Origin of the sequence: Sinorhizobium prairiense (assembly GCF_029201645.2) — a bacterium.
Classification (GTDB): domain Bacteria; phylum Pseudomonadota; class Alphaproteobacteria; order Rhizobiales; family Rhizobiaceae; genus Sinorhizobium; species Sinorhizobium meliloti_A.
In genome coordinates this window covers 727,179-742,735 of record NZ_CP104132.1, presented here as the reverse complement: position 1 = coordinate 742,735, position 15,557 = coordinate 727,179, and the positions used below count along the sequence as shown (strand labels likewise).

Below are 15,557 nucleotides of genomic sequence, written 5' to 3'. Positions count from 1 at the left end.
GGAGGAGACAATGAAAAACTGGAAGAAACTGGCAATCGGCGCTGCGCTCGCGACGTCGCTTCTTGCAGGCACTGCATCGGCGGAAACTGTCCGCTTCTGGTATCACTTCGACAATCCTGAAAATCCGATGGATGATCTGGTCGCCAAGTTCGAGGCCGCCAATCCGGGCATCGAGATCGAGGCGGAAAACGTTCCTTGGAACAGCTATTACGATAATCTCTACACCGCGCTTGTCGGGGGCAATGCCCCGGATGCTGCCATGGTGAAGCTGTTTGCGCAGCCGCGTCTCATCGAAATGGGAGCGCTGGAGCCGATCGGCGAGCGCATCGATGCCTGGCCCGGCAAGGCGGACCTGCTCGACAACCTGCTGGAACTCAACAAGGGTCCGGACGGCCAGCAGTATTATCTACCGATCCAGTACGTCGTGCTTTATCTCTATTATCGCGCCGACCTCTTCGAACAGGCGGGCCTAAAGCCGCCTGCGACCTGCGAGGAGTTCCGCGACGCGGCAATAAAGCTCACCAAGGCGCCTGAGACCTACGGCTTCGGCCTGCGCGGCGGAAAGGGTGGATGGGATCAGTGGGGCGCCTTCGTGCTCTCGCAGGGCGCCAAGCTCGAGTCCGGTGGTCTAACGACGCCGGAGGCGATTGCCGCCAACCAGTGGCTGATCGATCTCTTCCAGAAGGACAAGGTCATTCCGCCATCGGCACCGAACGATGGCTTCCAGGAAATCACCGGTGCCTTCAAGAATGGCACGACGGCGATGACGATCCATCACATCGGCTCTTCCAACGACATGGTCAAGGCGCTTGGCGACAAGGTTTCCGCCGTGCCGGTGCCGGAATGCGGCGGTGGGCACTGGACGTCCTACGGCGATGAGTCCTTGGCTATCTTCACTTCGTCGGAGGTGAAGGATGCGGCGTGGAAGTGGATATCCTTCCTGGCCGAGGGTGACAACAACGTGGCCTTCAACAAGGCGACCGGCCAAATGACGGTGACGAAGAGCGGCGCAGAAAATTGGACGCTGCATGAGCGTCGTTTCGTGGACGCGACAGTTCAGTCACTGCCGTTCGCCCATGTGCTGCCGCAGAACACGGCTACGTCGGAGTTCGTCAATACGGCCTGGCAGACGGCGATGCAGCAAGCGCTGACCGGCCAGATCACCTCCGAGCAGATGATGCAGCAGCTCGAGGCGCTATTCGCGCAGCAGTAGCCCCCGGAGCGAGCAGTCTGCGCACGCTCCACCCTTGCCATCCGCCCGCCCGAACCTCAGGGCGGATGGCTTCCGAATGCCAACTGCCGGGAACGACCGCATGACCGCGACAACCGCTCCATCTCCGACGACGCCTGCCATTCCGACGCCCTGGAGCGTGCGGCTGATGCCATACATGCTGCTGGCGCCGGCCGTGGTCGTCACGCTGTTCATCGTCTTCTTTCCCATGGCCCAGGCGGTCTTCACCAGTCTCTACGATCTTGTCCTGTGGAAGCCGAACGCCAGCCGTTTCGTCGGGTTCGGGAATTATGTGAAGCTCTTCGCCGATCCCGTCTTCTGGACTGCGCTCGGCAATACCGCCATCTGGATCGGCCTGACAGTGCCGCTTCAGATGGGGCTCGGCCTGTTGACTGCGCTGCTGCTCAACCGGGAATTCCCCTGGCGGGGACTTGCGCGCGCCCTCATCATCATTCCGTGGGCCCTGCCGAGCGTGGTGATCGCGTTGATGTGGCGCTGGATCTACGATCCCAATACGGGCGTCTTAAACGATATCCTCATCTATCTCTCCGTCGTGCAGTCCGCCGTGCCGTGGCTTGCCGATCCGAATCTAGCGCTTTATGCGATCATAGCGACGCTCACCTGGCAGGGCTTTCCGTTCTTCGCCGTCATGATCCTTGCCGGCCTCCAGGGAATTCCACGGAGCCACTATGAGGCCGCGTCCATCGACGGCGCCTCTCCATGGCGCCAGTTCGTGCATATCACGCTGCCTGGTATCGCCCCGGTGCTGGCGACGGCGGGACTGCTTCGCGTCATTTGGGTCGCCAATTCTATGGACGTCATCTTCGTCATGACCGGCGGCGGCCCGGGCTATGCAACCCATACCCTGCCGCTCTACGCCTTCGTCCGCGCCCGCCAGAACCTCGATTTCGGCTACGGCACGACGATCGCCGTGACTTTCACGATCCTGCTCGGAGCGATCGTCGCCGTCTATCTTGCCCGTACCATGCGGGAGGTTGAGCGATGAACAGACCCTGCACGTTCCGCCGTATCCTCACCACCGACCTGCCGGTACTCTTGATCGTGCTCTTCGCCATGGGGCCCTTCGTCTGGATGGTGTTGACTTCGCTGACGCCGACGGAGGCGCTGAACGCCACCGGCGTTTCCGTCTCGCCCGCCGGCTGGAGCCTCGACAACTATGTGCGCCTGCTCCAGCAGACCTCCTTCCTCGACAACATGCTCGACAGCCTGATCATAGCCTGCGGCACAGTGGTGCTCGGCCTTGCCGTCGCGGTGACGGCGGCCTACGCCTTCTCGCGCTTCCGCTTTGCGGGCCGCAAGCTTCTGATGTTGCAGTTCCTGCTCATCAACATGTTCCCGATCGTGCTCCTGATCCTGCCGCTCTTCGTGCTGATGCGGAAGGCTGGCATTCTCGACACCCATTTCGGCCTGATCCTCGCCAATGCAACGGTCGCCATTCCCTTCGCGGTCTGGATGCTAACGAGCTATATCGGCGCGATCCCGAAAAGCCTTGACGAGGCGGCGATGATCGACGGCTGCTCGCGGCTGACGGCATTGCTCCGGGTCGTGCTGCCACTCACGATACCAGGCATCATCTCCACCGGCATCTACATCTTCATCACGGCCTGGAATGAATATCTCTACGCGTTGACGCTCGGCGGCAGGAACGTCCGTCCGGTCACGGTGGCGATCCAGACGCTGATCGGAGAATACCAGATCGAATGGGGCCTGCTTGCGGCGGGCGCCGTCGTCGGCGCGATGCCGGCCACGATCCTTTTCCTTCTCGTGCAGCGCCGCCTGATCGGCGGGCTGACCCAAGGCGCGGTGAAGGGCTGAACCGAGTGAAAGAGGACAGACAATGAACCCCGTCGGGTTGATCTCCATGCAATATGCGCGGCCGTTTACGTCGGGGCATTTCCCGCTGTTTTCCGAGATGAAAAGGCTCGGCTACGATTTCGTCGAGCTTCTTGTGCCTGAACCGGGCGAGCTCGACCTGAAGGAGGCGCGCCATGCGCTCGAGGCTGCCGAGCTCCAGGTCGTTCTCGCCGCCCGCGTCAACCTGCAGCGCAATCTTTCGTCGGATGATCCGGGCGCGCATCGCGCCGGCGTCGACTACCTCAAATATGCGGCCGATTGCGCCGCGGCTCTCGGCGCCACGATCGTCGGCGGCCCGCTCACGGGCAACCCGCTCGTCTTTGCCGGTCGGCCGCCGCAGCCGGTGAGCGAGGAGGAGCGCTTTTCCCGCAAGGCTCGCTGCGTCGCGGGCCTGAAGGAAGCGGGCGATCATGCTGCCAGACTGAACGTCGTCCTGGCGGTCGAGCCGCTCAACCGGTTCGAAAGCGACGTGCTCTGCACCACGCAGCAGGCGATTGAACTGCTCGACGCTGTCGATCATCCAGCCATCCAGCTCATGCTCGACACGTTCCACATGCACATGGAGGAAGCCTCCATTGCCGAGGCGATCCGACTCGGCGGAAAGCGCGTTGTGCATTTTCAGGCCAACGAGAACCACCGCGGCTTTCCCGGTACCGGGGCGACGGATTGGGTCGAGGTATTCCGCGCCCTCCATGATATCGGTTATGGCGGCCCGATCTCGCTCGAACCCTTCCGTCGCAACGACGACCGCTTCGGCGTGCCCTTTGCGCAGTGGCGTGCTCCGCACGAGGACGAGAGCGAGCGTCTCGCCGCAAGTGCCGCATTCATCAAGTCGCACATCCTGCTTACGGAATTTCGTCGATGACACTCAAGATCGGTTGGATTGGCTGCGGCGTCCACGCCACTCAGATGCTGCTTCCGCAGCTCGTTCGCCATGATGTGCAGATCGGCGCGCTCTGCGATATCGACGGCAATCGTCTGACCTCCGCCGGGCGGCAGTTCGGCGTCTCAAACCTGACGAGTGATGCGGAGGAGCTCATACGCCGCTCCGACATCGACGCCGTCGGCATGGCGGTCGGGCCGGACCAGCATCTCCTGTTCGGCAAGATGGCGCTGGAGCGGGGCCTTCCCGTCTTCATGGAAAAGCCGCCGTCCGGTAGCGCCGCCGGGGCACGCGAACTGCTCGCGGCCTCGGAAAAGTCGGGCAAGCCGCTGCTTCTCGGCTTCATGAAGCGTTATTCAGCCGGCAACAAGATCGCGGCCAATATCCTGCGCTCTGGTCATTTCGGGGAAATCTACGGCCTTACCGGCTACTACATGACCGCGCCCGGCTATTTCGCAGGCAATGTCGACTATACCGGCTTCTTCCTGCATCACTGTGTGCATTACATGGACCTCGTCTCCTTCCTCGTCTCGCCGGTCACCAAGCTGACGGCGCGCAAGGTCGAGAAGGGCAGGGGCAAGGTGCTCTTCCATGTGAACTTCGATTTCGAATGCGGCGCCATCGGCACGATCGCCATGGGCACCGCGCAATCGCGCGGCGCGCCCGTCGAACGCATCGAAATTATGGGCGATCACCAGCGCATAGAGGTCGACAACGTCATCGAGGTGCGCTGGAACCGCAACCCGCCCTTTAAGGTCGACGATCCCGCTGCCACGCTTGACGATACTGTCGACACATTAGTCTGGAAACCCAACTTCACTGCGGCCGCCAACGAGGACCCAAAGGGTTACCATTCGCTGCTCGCCGACGTTATCCCGGCGTTAGCGGGACATAAAACTTCGGCCCCGACGATCGCAGACGGCGTGGTTGCCATGGAGCGTCTCGAAGCATTGCGCCGCGAGTTGGCGCTGTAGTTTTTCGGTGAATACCGCATGTATTTTGTCAAAGCTCCAGTCCCATGGGCTGCAGTAGCGTTGATGTTGCCGGGCGGATAGAACTGGCGTCGATAGAGGCCCGCTCCGATCGGCCGCAGGCGGTGATGTGCCCGAGAAGCCGCCAGCAGCAGGAAGCGGAAACGATTTCCGCTTCGCGCCCATGTAAGTCATTCACATGAACCGTTCCGTTCGCGAAAGCTGCCGTCGATTTCATGTTGGATGAGGCTCTTTGCAACAGCGGTTGTTTGCGCCGTCGAGTCCGCTTTGAGCTCATGAATTGAACAAGGCTGTCCGTCGTTGGAGCAGGTTCTCCGTCTCGACAGCGCATCTGAACGATGCACTGTATGTGCGCGTCGATGCCGCTATCAGATTGGTCGCGGGCTCTGTGACCCCCGCGTGGAAGCCTCCGTCGCGCTCGGCATGCCAAATCCCCATCTGGGCGCCTTGTCATTGCCGGCTCACCGCCTACACCTTTTTACCAGCCGTGAGTTCTACGGTCGGATGAGGCACCGGCGATGTGGCTAGTTGTCGGCTCGGGACGGCCGGTTGACAGCCCCGAGCGCCATCATCGCCCTTTACGCCGCCATCGACAACGCCTCGATACCATGGCGATCCATTGCTGCGCCGATGCGGGCGAAGTCGGGGGCGCCCTGGGGGGCTCCACCGAGCCGATGTCGCGAAAGAAGGCAATCATCGAAGGAGCCAGCATCACTAACATGCGAATCGGTTTGTCGCTCTCATTGCTATAGTTGTGCGGCACCCGCGAGGGCACCCGCACCGACGTACCTGGGCCGGCCTTAATGACCTGCGGCAGGCCCGCGTCGAACTGGCGGACCGTCATCTCGCCTTCGAGGATGTAGAAAAGTTCAGGGGATTCGTGGATATGCGGCGGCGTGCCCGAGCCGGGCGGAACCTCGATATCGAGCAGTTCCAGGTCCGAGCCCGGAACGCCACCCAGGAAGCGGATGCGGTCGGCCGCCACCCAGAGGTAGTCGGCATTGTTGGCGGTAGTCACTTCAATATTCATCGCGTGTCTCCTTTGGCTGCGATGGTTGCGTCCGCAGGAGATTCGCCCGAGCCAACCGCGGACAGGATCAGTTCGAGCGCCCAGGAAGCGGTCTCGCCGGCCTGGGTGCCGTCGAGGCCGCCATAATCCTTCAGCACCTCCCACGCGGAGGCGGAGTAAAGCAGGTGCGCGAGGGCCTCGACCTTTCGGGCCCGTTCAGGCGGAAGGGCGGAGAGCACCGGGGCCAGCGCTCCCGAGAAATACTTGCGCCTGGCTGAAACGGTCCCCAGACGCATTCGCCGACCGGTGCGGGAATGGAGGGCGGCGCGCATCGCTGCCTCATGCTCATCAAACAGCGGAAAGGCCCGCGGCGGACCGCTGACAATGTCTCTTAGCGTCTCAGGTTTAATAGAGACCCCAATCCTCGCGTTGAACCACGGCCAAAACTCAAAGAGCAGATCGTCCTTGCTTGCGAAGTGCCGGAAGATGGTCCGGCGCTGGACGCCCGCCTCTGCGGCGATTGCCTCCATGCTGATATCGTCAGGCAGGGCCGAAGACTGCATCAGCGAGAGAAGCGCTGCCAAAATCGCGTCATGTGTCTCGCGCGCTCTCTCCTCGCGCAGTGGGCTGTTGTAGGCTCGCGTGGTCGACAAGGACAGGTGCTCCATAAATTGATGGCACGTCATGTGACATTAAACTGAGCGACCGTCAATTGGTGTCATTGTTTGTGTCGCGAATTTGTGAATGTCCAGCGAACCGGCTGTGGGATGGCTAGGACGTCAGATGACCCGCCGGTTGCAGGCGCCCTGCCATCGACGTGCAGGCGCTCTCGATAGATTTCGTGCGCGGCGCACTGCCGGGAGGGATGGGCCTCCGCGGAACGGCGGCTTTCGGCAATCTGAACCTTCGGCTCCCACCCCTCCAGTGGGAGGATGCGACGCAGCTTGATCTAAAACCTCATTGCGCTGGATCACTTTAACGACAACCGCGTTACCAGCCATGATCTCACTCGCGCCTGAACATCAGTTCATCAAGGCCGGAAGCATTCGGCTACATGTCGTTCAGGCCGGGCCTGCCGGGGGTAAGCCGGTCATACTCCTGCACGGCTTCCCCGACTTCTGGATCGGCTGGAGACGGCAGATCGATGCGCTCGCTTCCGCCGGATATCGGGTCATCGTTCCCGACCAGAGGGGCTACAACACCAGCGACAAGCCCAAGGGCATCCGCGAGTACACGCTCCCCAAGCTCCTCGGCGATGTCGTCGCCCTAGCCGACGCGCTGGGCATCGGAAGGTTTCACCTCGTCGGCCATGACTGGGGCGGTATCGTCGCTTGGACAGCCGGGGCCAAGTTGCCTCATCGCTTGGACAAGCTCGTCATCCTGAATGCGCCCCATCCCGATGTGCTATTTGCCCATGCCCTGCGATCTCCGACGCAGTTTCTGCGGAGCAGTTACGCGGTTTTCTTCCAAATCCCCTTGCTGCCCGAAGTCGTTTTGGGTGGGCGCCGCTCGGCCTTGCTCGCACGAGCACTCAGGGGATCCGGCCGGGAAGGCGCCTTTGCAGAAGATGAGATCGCGGAATATCGGCAGGCTTGGGAGCGGCCGGGGGCGCTGACCAACATGCTCAACTGGTATCGCGCCTTGCGCTTTCGCCCGAGCCTGAAGGAGCGGATCACGAGACCCACTCTTGTAATGTGGGGGATGCAGGACCAGGCTCTGGAATTTGGTCTGGCTAAGCGGAGTCTCGCCCTTTGCGACGATGGCCGCCTGCAGACTTTCGAGAAGGCGACGCATTGGGTTCAACGGGAAGAGAGCAGCACGGTGAATGCGGCGCTTTTAGCGTTCCTGGACGGCTGAAACGGACGTACGCCATCAAGTTCCGTTCATCTAAGACGACCGGCCGCTCTCGGCCCCCTCGCTGCTCTCATGCGTTCTTCTGACGGACAATGTTGGAAGGAGAACGAAAATGGGTATTGCACAATATGATCCTAACGCCCTGAGACATCCGCTTGAAACGCCGGCCGAAAGTCGGGGTCAAGAAACCGCTGAAGCAGCGTCAGATTTGGGCGACGCGATTCTTCCTTGATATGGAAGGACCCATGAGAGATCGTGCGTTGTTTGATCTCGCAATCGACAGCAAGCTTCGCGGCTGCGATCTCGTGAAAATAAAATCGGAAGTCTTGTCAGAGGAACGGAAATCCGAAACCGGGCTATGGTCATTCAGCAAAAGACCGGCGTCCGGTTCAGTTCGAAATCACGGCAGAGGTAAGGGCAAGTTTACTTACATGGCTTCAGCGCCGTGGTGGAGCGGTCGACGACTTCGCCTTCCAAGCAGGGTCGACCATGTCGATCATCTGAGCACTCGCCAGTATGCCCGGTTGGTCGATGAATGGGTGACCGCAATTGGTCTGCGACGCGAAGACTACGGCACGCACTCGCTTCGGCGCACCAAAGCCGCAATGGTCGACAAGGCGACTGGCAATCTTCCCGCCATTCAAATCCTGTTGGGGCACACCAAGATCGAAAATGCGGTCAGATACCTCGGCGTGGACATTGAGGATGCACTGGAACTAGCTGAGCACACTGAGATTTGCGCGCGTGCGGCCCCGCGGCAGTGGGGCTCCTCGTGCCAAGGGAACTTTCTCAATTCCAAAGATTGCGATTGAGCGGCAACGCGCCCTCAAGATGGCCGTCAGGACGCCCGGTTGTCATTCTTAGAACTGCCGTCGGCTATGAAACCGACGGCCAGCGGGCCGTACGGCAGCTGACGTCTTTCTCGCAACAATCAGTTGCTTCCCTCCCTAGCACAAACCTGCCGGGCTTCAGGTGAGTTTAGCGAGGATGTCGTCGACGACACTTGGGACGCTATACGCCGTGTCGACATTAATGCCGGCAGGAAGATACTCCCGGGTACGATGATAGCGGAGTACCAGGGCCCGCTCCGCCGGCTCGAAACCCGGCTCATTGGGCCGCCCATCCAGTCGTCGGTTCAACGTCTCAACGTCGATGTCGAGCACGAAAACCTTATCGAACAGGTCCAGGAATTTGTGGAAATTACGCGAGCCGCCACAAAAGAACGTGGCGGGATGGGTGGTGTCGGCAGCAATAGCTCGGACCTTCTCGACAGACCAGATCCAGTGCGCGTATCCCCAAGCGATGCGGTCTGCGCCTTCGGGTGGTCCTGCGAGCGCCTGGCCTGTCTCGGGGTCGCCGACATAGGCCAAAACGCGGTCACCATGGACGACATGGTAGCCCCGCCGCTCCAGTTCGGTAGCGACAGACGTCTTTCCGGTACCCGAGCCGCCTTCGATTAGATAGTTCTTGATGCCCATAGTTTTTTTTTATCACTGCCTTCAATCCGGTGTGAAGACACTCTACCTGGAGGGTGCTCAGCCAAAGCTCACCTTGATCAAGGTTAGCATTCGGTACATTTGGATTAAGGTTGATTTCTGGCGGGAACGCGCCCTTACCACGGTCATTCCGCCGTCCGTTCCCGTTCTAGAAGCAGACATAGCAGCGTCAAGGCCATGACAAGGTTGTGTCACAGCGGACACTGCGCAGGTTTGTCGAAGGGCGTCGCAGCGCGAGCGCATCGAGATCAACCTCAACGCCGTAACTACGGCAGGGTGCCCGTCTCAGCCTCTCAGTGTTGCTAAGACTATGACGATCGCGAGAGCAGTGTCCAGCACGAAGCAGAACTCGGCCATCGACCGTACGACGACTTTGTTTTTGACGTGGTGATAGACGTCCCAGCCGGCATGCGCGACCAGTCCCGCCGCTACCAGCAGCGCTCCCACAAAGGGGCTGATGAAGAGGGCCACGGTGGCTAAACCGCCGAAGGCGCTCATTGCGATGGCTTGCAGCGGCAGTTCGCGGTTAGGACGTCTCAGAGCCCGAATCACGCCATAGACCGCAAAGAGGGCGGCGAGGATAAGCATCGCCCATGTCGCATCGAACGGTATAAGGTCGAACCTTGCGACGGTGATCACTACAACCGATAGCAGGAATACCGGCCAGGAACCCCACGGAATCTCCAAGGCAGCCGCTGCCAGGTACACGAGGCCCGAGGCGACGACGATCGCAGCCAAGTCCGTGCCGTGCTCCGAACCATTGAGCAGATCGACCGAAACGAAAGCCGCGAATGCCAGGCCGATAGCCGTGGGCCACCATTGTATCGACTGCCAGCCCGACGTGGGGGCTCCGGGCGCTGACTTTGATGGTTCCGATGCTTCAGTCATGATTACTCCTCCCTGCGGTGACGCGGTCCTTGGCCGACCACCAGTATGAACACTAGCAGGCGGACAGGGTTGGCAGAAATGACAAAAGGATGGTAAATCCTGCCAGTGCCTTATCATATCGTCATTGTCGTCTATCAAGACTTCGAATTGCTGGATGCGACCGGCCCGGCTTCCGTTTTCGCATCCGCCAACCACGCACTCGCAGAGGATGGAGAGCCTGGACGCTATGCCGTGCATTTGGCCTCGCCGACCGGCGGTGCGGTGCCGAGTAGCAGCGGGGTCGTCGTCGAAACCAAAGCACTGGCGAAGGTGCCACGAGAGGTTGACACAATCCTGGTGGCCGGGGCCGAGGCCGGCGCGGTCACGGCAGCAACCCGGACGCCGGAATTAGGGCGGTGGTTGTCGCGGAGCGCCTCGTCCGTCAGACGACTCGGGTCGGTTTGCGCCGGCTCCTTTGTGCTCGCAGCGGCGGGACTGGTGGACGGTAAGCGTGTTGCCACACACTGGAGCGCCTGCGAAGCGCTCGCGCGACTCTACCCCTCCCTTACGGTCGACGCCGATGCACTCTATGTCGTCGACGGCAACGTCTGGACATCGGCGGGAGTGACCACCCGTATTGACATGGCCCTCGCCATGGTCAGCGAGGACCTCGGCAGCGCGCTTGCCGGTCGAGTCGCCAAGCGCCTAGTCCTCTACACACGCCGTCCCGGCTATCAGTCTCAGTTCAGCCCGCTGCTGCTTGCCCAGGCGAAAGCCGACGCTCCTCTCGCAGATCTCCTGGTGTGGGCACAAGCCAATCTCGATACCGCGCTGGATGTGCCGAGCCTTGCAGCCAGGGTTGGCCTCTCGGAGCGGACGTTTTACAGACGGTTTGTCGCCGCGATCGGCGAGACGCCGGCACAGTATATCGAGACCGTGCGGCTGGACGCGGCGCGTATCTTGCTCTCCCAAGAACTTCCGTTGAAGGAAATCGCAAGGCGGGTGGGGCTTGCGCCGACCGCACGCTTCACGCAGGTCTTCCAAAGACGCTTCGGGGTGACGCCGCGACTCTTCCGTGAGACCCATACGAACAGGTGAGCCATGTTAGACGCAAAGCTCAGCTGAACTCATACTAAAACAAATGTCCGTCAATTGGGCCTAATGAGGCGAGTGAAGTGAAACGAACGGAAATGGTTATCTCTTCAAGCGCAGGACCATGATTAACTCGTCATTCTCCGCATCGTGACCCAGTAAGCCGTTCGGAATGCGGCCAACCTCTGAGGAATCCGTGATGCTGATAGAAGCGTATCGCTGCCGAATTCTCGGCATTTACGGCAAGCTCCAGCTGCAGTGCTCCCCGGTCTCGTGCATGCTCCGTAACCTCATGCAAAAGGGTTGCCGCAACCCCGGTCCCTCGTTCGCCTTTCCGCACATACACGCTGACAAGCCTTGCACGATGCGCCATTTTCCTTGCACGCTCAAATCTTAGCCCCATCATGCCGACGGGCTCACCATTCAAGAATGCGGCGAAAACTGGCTGGTCGAGATGTCGGCGCCATTCGCGGTCGGAGAGATGGACCCAATCGCCATATACACTCGCAAACGAAAGCGGTTCATGTGAAAGCGCCTCCAGGCGTATGCGGCGAAACACGTCTACGTCCCGGACTGACAGGCGTCTGATTACCGCCTCTTCTTCAATCGACACATCGACCTCCAACAAAAGTTCCAGGTCAGGTCGGACGAAATCCCAGCATCGAAGCCGCTCAGCATCCTCGATCACGAGCCCGACCACTGCCACTCCTCGGACCCCAAGGTGATAGCTCCACTGGCGATGTGCCCTGAAAGGTCCGCCCAAATCGGATCGCTGATGAAACTTGCGAGGTCACCGCTCGATTGCACCAAAGGCATCGCCGCGTATGTTTCAAGAGGCGTCTCGGCTCCTGTGAAAAGCTTGATCTCCTGGAAGGGATTGCCGTTGAGAGGCTTCAAGACACGATGGCCCCAAAGCCCAGGTTGGTCGTCCTCACGCATTTCGGTCAGGAAATCGAAATCACCCGATCGCTCAAGCCCGATGGCGGTGAGATAGCGCATAAGCGGGTAGTAGATCGTCTGGCGACATCCCCCAAGCGCTCTCACGCCGGGCAAAATTGAAGTCACCAGGAACACGGTGTACAGGCTCGGCACGATCGCTCGTTGCCGAAGCGCCGCAGCGATGCTGTCCGGCCGGAACTTCACTTCGAAGTCCGACGGACACTTGGCCCTGAGGGCGTTGTCCTGGAGGCGGAGTGGAACAATCCTCCCTTTTTCCATGCGCCAGAAGAGATCGGTCGTCCTGCGGACCCAACCCTGCCACGGTCCAATGTTCAGGCGATCCATGGAATCCAGGATGCTCTCGGCGAGCTTTCCGTCTCCGATGAAACCAGCCGACATCCAGGAACCAGCGTCTTCGAGATGGTCGGCGACCAGGTCTGCGATGTCGAAATCATCGAGCTGAAGCAGCTTGATGGGGAGGGGAGCTTGCCGCGCCAGAGGGTTTGATTGGCCGCCCTGATTGCGTCGGTCGCAGAAGCAAATTCCTCCGGCGGCAGTTCGCCGAGGAGACCGGCGGCAGTGGCATTTGGTGCCGGATCGCCTTTGGCATTCGAGAGCGCGAAGCGATAGGGACCATTCAACCCGCAGATGCTGAATGAATCCATTCGGCTCCGGGGTAAGCCGAAGACGTTGAGGGGCTCGTCTTGAAGCCAGAGCCAGCCCGGACCCTTCTTTGCCTTTTCCGAGAAACTGACCGTCGAGGCATGATAGGTGATGTACCATTCGCGGCCATGGGCCTGCAGGCCTAGCAGGCTGAACAGATGCGTGTAGAACGCATCCGGCTCGATCAGCAGCAGGCAATGCGGACCGGTCTGCAGTACCGGTGCCCCCATCAACTGAAGGCTGGCGCTTCGAGCTTCCTCAGGGTCGTAACCGGATCTGAGAGCTGCCCGCTCGACGCAACGGCATAGCAGCTCCATTGCATGGCGACGCGCGCAACACTCGGAATGGAATTTCTCCACGTCGTGGGCAACCGACGCGTAGTGTCGAAGGGGACATTCCCAATAGGAGGTAAGGTGCGGCATCAAGGCAGACAACGTGCGGCGCACGTCGGCTGCGCTGCAATGCTCGCCGGCCTTTCCGATTATCGTCATTTCATGACGCCGAACTTCGGGGCGAGCAGCACCATGGTATTCGCGCTACGCCACCTCAGATCAGGAGCCAAGGCCTCTGCCTCGGTGTCGACGATCGCCGCTGGCAAACGTTCGTAGCAATAGTTCGGTGGAATTGCCGGCTTCACCATCAGCGAAACCAGTTCCAACATGGAAGCGCGGGAGTTGGATGACACGATGGTGTAGAAATTCCCGCTGTTCCAGGTCAGCACTGAGTATCGGAAAAACGCCCGCAGAGCGGCTACCGTGGTCGCCAGATCGACTTGAAGATCCGTCATCGTGTTGAGGACTTCATCCTGTTTCTTGGAGATGTGACTTGTGGAGAAGAATCGGGACTTGAAAAGCTCGTCCTTCTGCCGCTCGCGTTCCTCATAGATGTCGCGGTCTTCATGCGCGAGCTTCTGCACCTGCACGAGGAGACCGCCAGACCGGATGCGGGGAACAACGAACTCCAGCTGCTTTAGCCGATCACGGTCGTACATCTGAAACGTCGCGTCTTCCAACAGCACGTCAAAGCCGCCCCGAAATGGGAGAAGATCCTTGTCGGTCGCGTATCGATCGTCGTCCAACTCAAAGAATGGGCCGTGGAAGAAGTGCGCGTGCTCGCTTCCCCGGTTCGCGAAGAACGACGCTCGATTGGCTGCGGTTGGACTGCAGCAGAGCGCCTCGATGCGACCATCGCCAAGCGTGGCGAGCGTGCGCGCGAGGCAACCGGTGCCCGTGCCCAACGTGTATATTGTCGTTGGGGAGGCGTTGCGCGCCCAGGTCCTTAAGGTGAAGGAAAGTAGTGCAGCACCCAGACGGCACTCCTCTTCAAGCCTATAGGGAATACTGGCAAAGTAATGGCTGTCAAAATGACCCCAAAGACGCCGATGCGTATCAGCGAAAATTGCGCTCTCGAGATCAAAGTCGAGCAGGCTCATGTCGATCTTCGGTTCGGCAAGGTCCGGTGCTCCACCCTTTCCGCTGGCGGTTCTTTCGAAGAACTCTGCGAACGCGGTAAGTCTGGGAGCATTCCGCCAGTGTTCAATAGTTATTCGATCCACCATCGCTACCTCCCGATATAGCCGTCGGGTGGCGTGCTTCATCTCAGCCATCGTCGAGATGTTTTATTTGCCGCCCGCATCTGCCATGCGTGAGCTTCCGATCTCATCTGTGGACCGAGCGGAGCGGGTAGCCAATCTACCTAATTCGGGAGGTTGACCGTTCCGGGAATGTCGAAAGAGAGGGACGGGCCGCGAATGCGATCGGGCGCGGTCAGATTTTGATCAGCTCGAGGAAGCTTGCCTTGGCAACGGCGTGATAACTTGTAAAAGCACCGAGTTTTTGTCTTGCCGATCGCAGGTACAACTTCACCGCGTTTTCTGAGATGCCTAGATCCGCTGCTATTTGTTTGGAAATCCGACCTGTTGCAAGAAGCTGAAGGCACTGGCTTTCGCGCCTGGAGAGGTTCCGGTAGCGGCCAATCTCTCGAAGACCGCTTGCAGACAGCATCGTCTCATGAAGATAGTGGGAAAGGATCTGCAGCTCGTGAATGCTCGAAGCGCGTAGCCGCGACCAGTCGCGCTTGGGCAGGTTCGAGGTCACGGAAAAGAGAGACCGTTCGCCTTTCGAGCCTCGGATGGGGATCGTCAAGCCATAGGGGCCAATATCGTACGAACGCGCTTCCTTAAACAATTGGTAGACCTGTGCTGACCGCCGATCGAGAGAGGACCAGTCCACCGGGAGGAACCCCCAACGGACGACGTCAATCACCGGGTCTATGTCGAAATAGCCCTTGTCGATGTATGTCTCAGTCCACGTATCTGGATATGTCGTGCAGTAGTCGGGGTACAAACCCGACCTGCCTCCGGTGCAAACCACAAGCAATGTCATGTGCGACAGGCCGTGTCGCACGCAAAGTTTGCGCAATGCGGGGTGAAGGTCCTCGCGATGCTTCGCTGCGTGGAGCGTCCTCAGGGACAGTGAGAGTCTGCGGTTGTCGACCATCGGTGGAAATTTCAGTTTGCTGCCATCGCTCTGTGTTTCGACGCTGACTGTTCAGATCGGAGAACCGGATCTTAATGGCAGCGCTCGGGCAGCGAAATTGTAGGAAGATGCAAGTGGCCGAAATCGTCGCCAGTGCGCAATCTCATTGGGTTGACGTT

At 60.0% G+C, this 15,557-nt stretch carries 13 protein-coding genes and 3 pseudogenes; 8 read left to right on the top strand and 8 right to left on the bottom strand.

Translation table 11 applies throughout. The features are described 5' to 3' along the window. Nucleotides 1-10 precede the first annotated feature (10 nt). The 5 genes from N0Q91_RS23195 (at nucleotide 11) to N0Q91_RS23175 (ending at nucleotide 4,963) form a co-directional block, all read left to right on the top strand. Nucleotides 11-1,213, top strand: a complete 1,203-nt coding sequence (locus N0Q91_RS23195) for an extracellular solute-binding protein (RefSeq protein ID WP_275598386.1) — start codon at nucleotides 11-13, stop codon at nucleotides 1,211-1,213. Between the two features lie 100 nt (nucleotides 1,214-1,313). Next, the gene (locus tag N0Q91_RS23190) at nucleotides 1,314-2,237 is read left to right on the top strand and encodes a carbohydrate ABC transporter permease (protein WP_018098108.1); all 924 of its coding nucleotides are present in this window, start codon (nucleotides 1,314-1,316) and stop codon (nucleotides 2,235-2,237) included. Continuing rightward, nucleotides 2,234-3,067: a carbohydrate ABC transporter permease gene (locus N0Q91_RS23185; protein ID WP_275598385.1), complete on the top strand. Its 834-nt coding sequence runs from the start codon at nucleotides 2,234-2,236 to the stop codon at nucleotides 3,065-3,067. The genes N0Q91_RS23190 and N0Q91_RS23185 overlap by 4 nt, the downstream gene beginning before the upstream one ends. Before the next feature lie 22 nt (nucleotides 3,068-3,089). Continuing rightward, nucleotides 3,090-3,971: a sugar phosphate isomerase/epimerase family protein gene (locus N0Q91_RS23180; protein ID WP_275598384.1), complete on the top strand. Its 882-nt coding sequence runs from the start codon at nucleotides 3,090-3,092 to the stop codon at nucleotides 3,969-3,971. After that, on the top strand, nucleotides 3,968-4,963 hold the full coding sequence (locus N0Q91_RS23175; RefSeq protein ID WP_275598383.1) for a Gfo/Idh/MocA family protein: 996 nt from the start codon (nucleotides 3,968-3,970) through the stop codon (nucleotides 4,961-4,963). The genes N0Q91_RS23180 and N0Q91_RS23175 overlap by 4 nt, the downstream gene beginning before the upstream one ends. Nucleotides 4,964-5,549: 586 nt before the next feature. Here N0Q91_RS23175 and N0Q91_RS23170 read toward each other — a convergent pair. After that, a complete protein-coding gene (locus tag N0Q91_RS23170; protein ID WP_275598382.1) occupies nucleotides 5,550-6,011 on the bottom strand; it encodes a cupin domain-containing protein in 462 nt (153 codons plus the stop codon). Beyond that, nucleotides 6,008-6,658 carry a TetR/AcrR family transcriptional regulator gene (locus N0Q91_RS23165; RefSeq protein ID WP_275598381.1) on the bottom strand — a complete coding sequence of 217 codons (651 nt, stop codon included), beginning with the start codon at nucleotides 6,656-6,658 and terminating at the stop codon, nucleotides 6,008-6,010. Before N0Q91_RS23165 ends, N0Q91_RS23170 begins: the two co-directional genes overlap by 4 nt. Nucleotides 6,659-6,989: 331 nt before the next feature. On the opposite strand from N0Q91_RS23165, the gene N0Q91_RS23160 reads away from it, so the two are divergent. Together N0Q91_RS23160 and N0Q91_RS23155 are read left to right on the top strand one after the other, a co-directional pair. Continuing rightward, the gene (locus N0Q91_RS23160; protein ID WP_275598700.1) at nucleotides 6,990-7,847 is read left to right on the top strand and encodes an alpha/beta fold hydrolase; all 858 of its coding nucleotides are present in this window, start codon (nucleotides 6,990-6,992) and stop codon (nucleotides 7,845-7,847) included. Between the two features lie 109 nt (nucleotides 7,848-7,956). Next, nucleotides 7,957-8,581: pseudogene (locus tag N0Q91_RS23155) on the top strand (tyrosine-type recombinase/integrase); the annotation flags it as partial. Nucleotides 8,582-8,812: 231 nt separating this feature from the next. Here N0Q91_RS23155 and N0Q91_RS23150 read toward each other — a convergent pair. Then, the gene (locus tag N0Q91_RS23150) at nucleotides 8,813-9,322 is read right to left on the bottom strand and encodes a DEAD/DEAH box helicase family protein (RefSeq protein ID WP_275598380.1); all 510 of its coding nucleotides are present in this window, start codon (nucleotides 9,320-9,322) and stop codon (nucleotides 8,813-8,815) included. Between the two features lie 303 nt (nucleotides 9,323-9,625). Continuing rightward, complete coding sequence (locus tag N0Q91_RS23145; protein ID WP_275598379.1) at nucleotides 9,626-10,228, bottom strand: hypothetical protein; 603 nt, start codon at nucleotides 10,226-10,228, stop codon at nucleotides 9,626-9,628. A 105-nt stretch (nucleotides 10,229-10,333) separates the two neighbouring features. Between N0Q91_RS23145 and N0Q91_RS23140 the strand changes: the two genes are divergently transcribed. Continuing rightward, nucleotides 10,334-11,305: a GlxA family transcriptional regulator gene (locus tag N0Q91_RS23140; protein WP_275598378.1), complete on the top strand. Its 972-nt coding sequence runs from the start codon at nucleotides 10,334-10,336 to the stop codon at nucleotides 11,303-11,305. A gap of 96 nt (nucleotides 11,306-11,401) precedes the next feature. On the opposite strand, the pseudogene N0Q91_RS23135 reads toward N0Q91_RS23140, so the two are convergent. The 4 genes and pseudogenes from N0Q91_RS23135 to N0Q91_RS23120 form a co-directional block, all read right to left on the bottom strand. Beyond that, nucleotides 11,402-11,924 (bottom strand): annotated as a pseudogene (locus tag N0Q91_RS23135) (GNAT family N-acetyltransferase). A gap of 59 nt (nucleotides 11,925-11,983) precedes the next feature. After that, a pseudogene (locus N0Q91_RS23130) lies at nucleotides 11,984-13,218 on the bottom strand (hypothetical protein). A gap of 170 nt (nucleotides 13,219-13,388) precedes the next feature. Continuing rightward, nucleotides 13,389-14,459, bottom strand: coding sequence for a class I SAM-dependent methyltransferase (locus N0Q91_RS23125; RefSeq protein ID WP_275598699.1), 1,071 nt, complete (start codon nucleotides 14,457-14,459; stop codon nucleotides 13,389-13,391). Nucleotides 14,460-14,667: 208 nt separating this feature from the next. After that, on the bottom strand, nucleotides 14,668-15,399 hold the full coding sequence (locus N0Q91_RS23120; RefSeq protein ID WP_275598377.1) for a helix-turn-helix transcriptional regulator: 732 nt from the start codon (nucleotides 15,397-15,399) through the stop codon (nucleotides 14,668-14,670). Nucleotides 15,400-15,557: the final 158 nt, after the last annotated feature.

Bases quoted from the DNA above. Each gene is read 5' to 3' on its own strand.
- N0Q91_RS23195 (WP_275598386.1), top strand. From the start codon at position 11: ATGAAAAACTGGAAGAAACTGGCAATCGGCGCTGCGCTCGCGACGTCG.
- N0Q91_RS23185 (WP_275598385.1), top strand. From the start codon at position 2,234: ATGAACAGACCCTGCACGTTCCGCCGTATCCTCACCACCGACCTGCCG.
- N0Q91_RS23175 (WP_275598383.1), top strand. From the start codon at position 3,968: ATGACACTCAAGATCGGTTGGATTGGCTGCGGCGTCCACGCCACTCAG.
- N0Q91_RS23145 (WP_275598379.1), bottom strand. From the start codon at position 10,228: ATGACTGAAGCATCGGAACCATCAAAGTCAGCGCCCGGAGCCCCCACG.
- N0Q91_RS23180 (WP_275598384.1), top strand. From the start codon at position 3,090: ATGAACCCCGTCGGGTTGATCTCCATGCAATATGCGCGGCCGTTTACG.
- N0Q91_RS23170 (WP_275598382.1), bottom strand. From the start codon at position 6,011: ATGAATATTGAAGTGACTACCGCCAACAATGCCGACTACCTCTGGGTG.
- N0Q91_RS23165 (WP_275598381.1), bottom strand. From the start codon at position 6,658: ATGGAGCACCTGTCCTTGTCGACCACGCGAGCCTACAACAGCCCACTG.
- N0Q91_RS23125 (WP_275598699.1), bottom strand. From the start codon at position 14,459: ATGGTGGATCGAATAACTATTGAACACTGGCGGAATGCTCCCAGACTT.
- N0Q91_RS23120 (WP_275598377.1), bottom strand. From the start codon at position 15,399: ATGGTCGACAACCGCAGACTCTCACTGTCCCTGAGGACGCTCCACGCA.
- N0Q91_RS23190 (WP_018098108.1), top strand. From the start codon at position 1,314: ATGACCGCGACAACCGCTCCATCTCCGACGACGCCTGCCATTCCGACG.
- N0Q91_RS23160 (WP_275598700.1), top strand. From the start codon at position 6,990: ATGATCTCACTCGCGCCTGAACATCAGTTCATCAAGGCCGGAAGCATT.
- N0Q91_RS23150 (WP_275598380.1), bottom strand. From the start codon at position 9,322: ATGGGCATCAAGAACTATCTAATCGAAGGCGGCTCGGGTACCGGAAAG.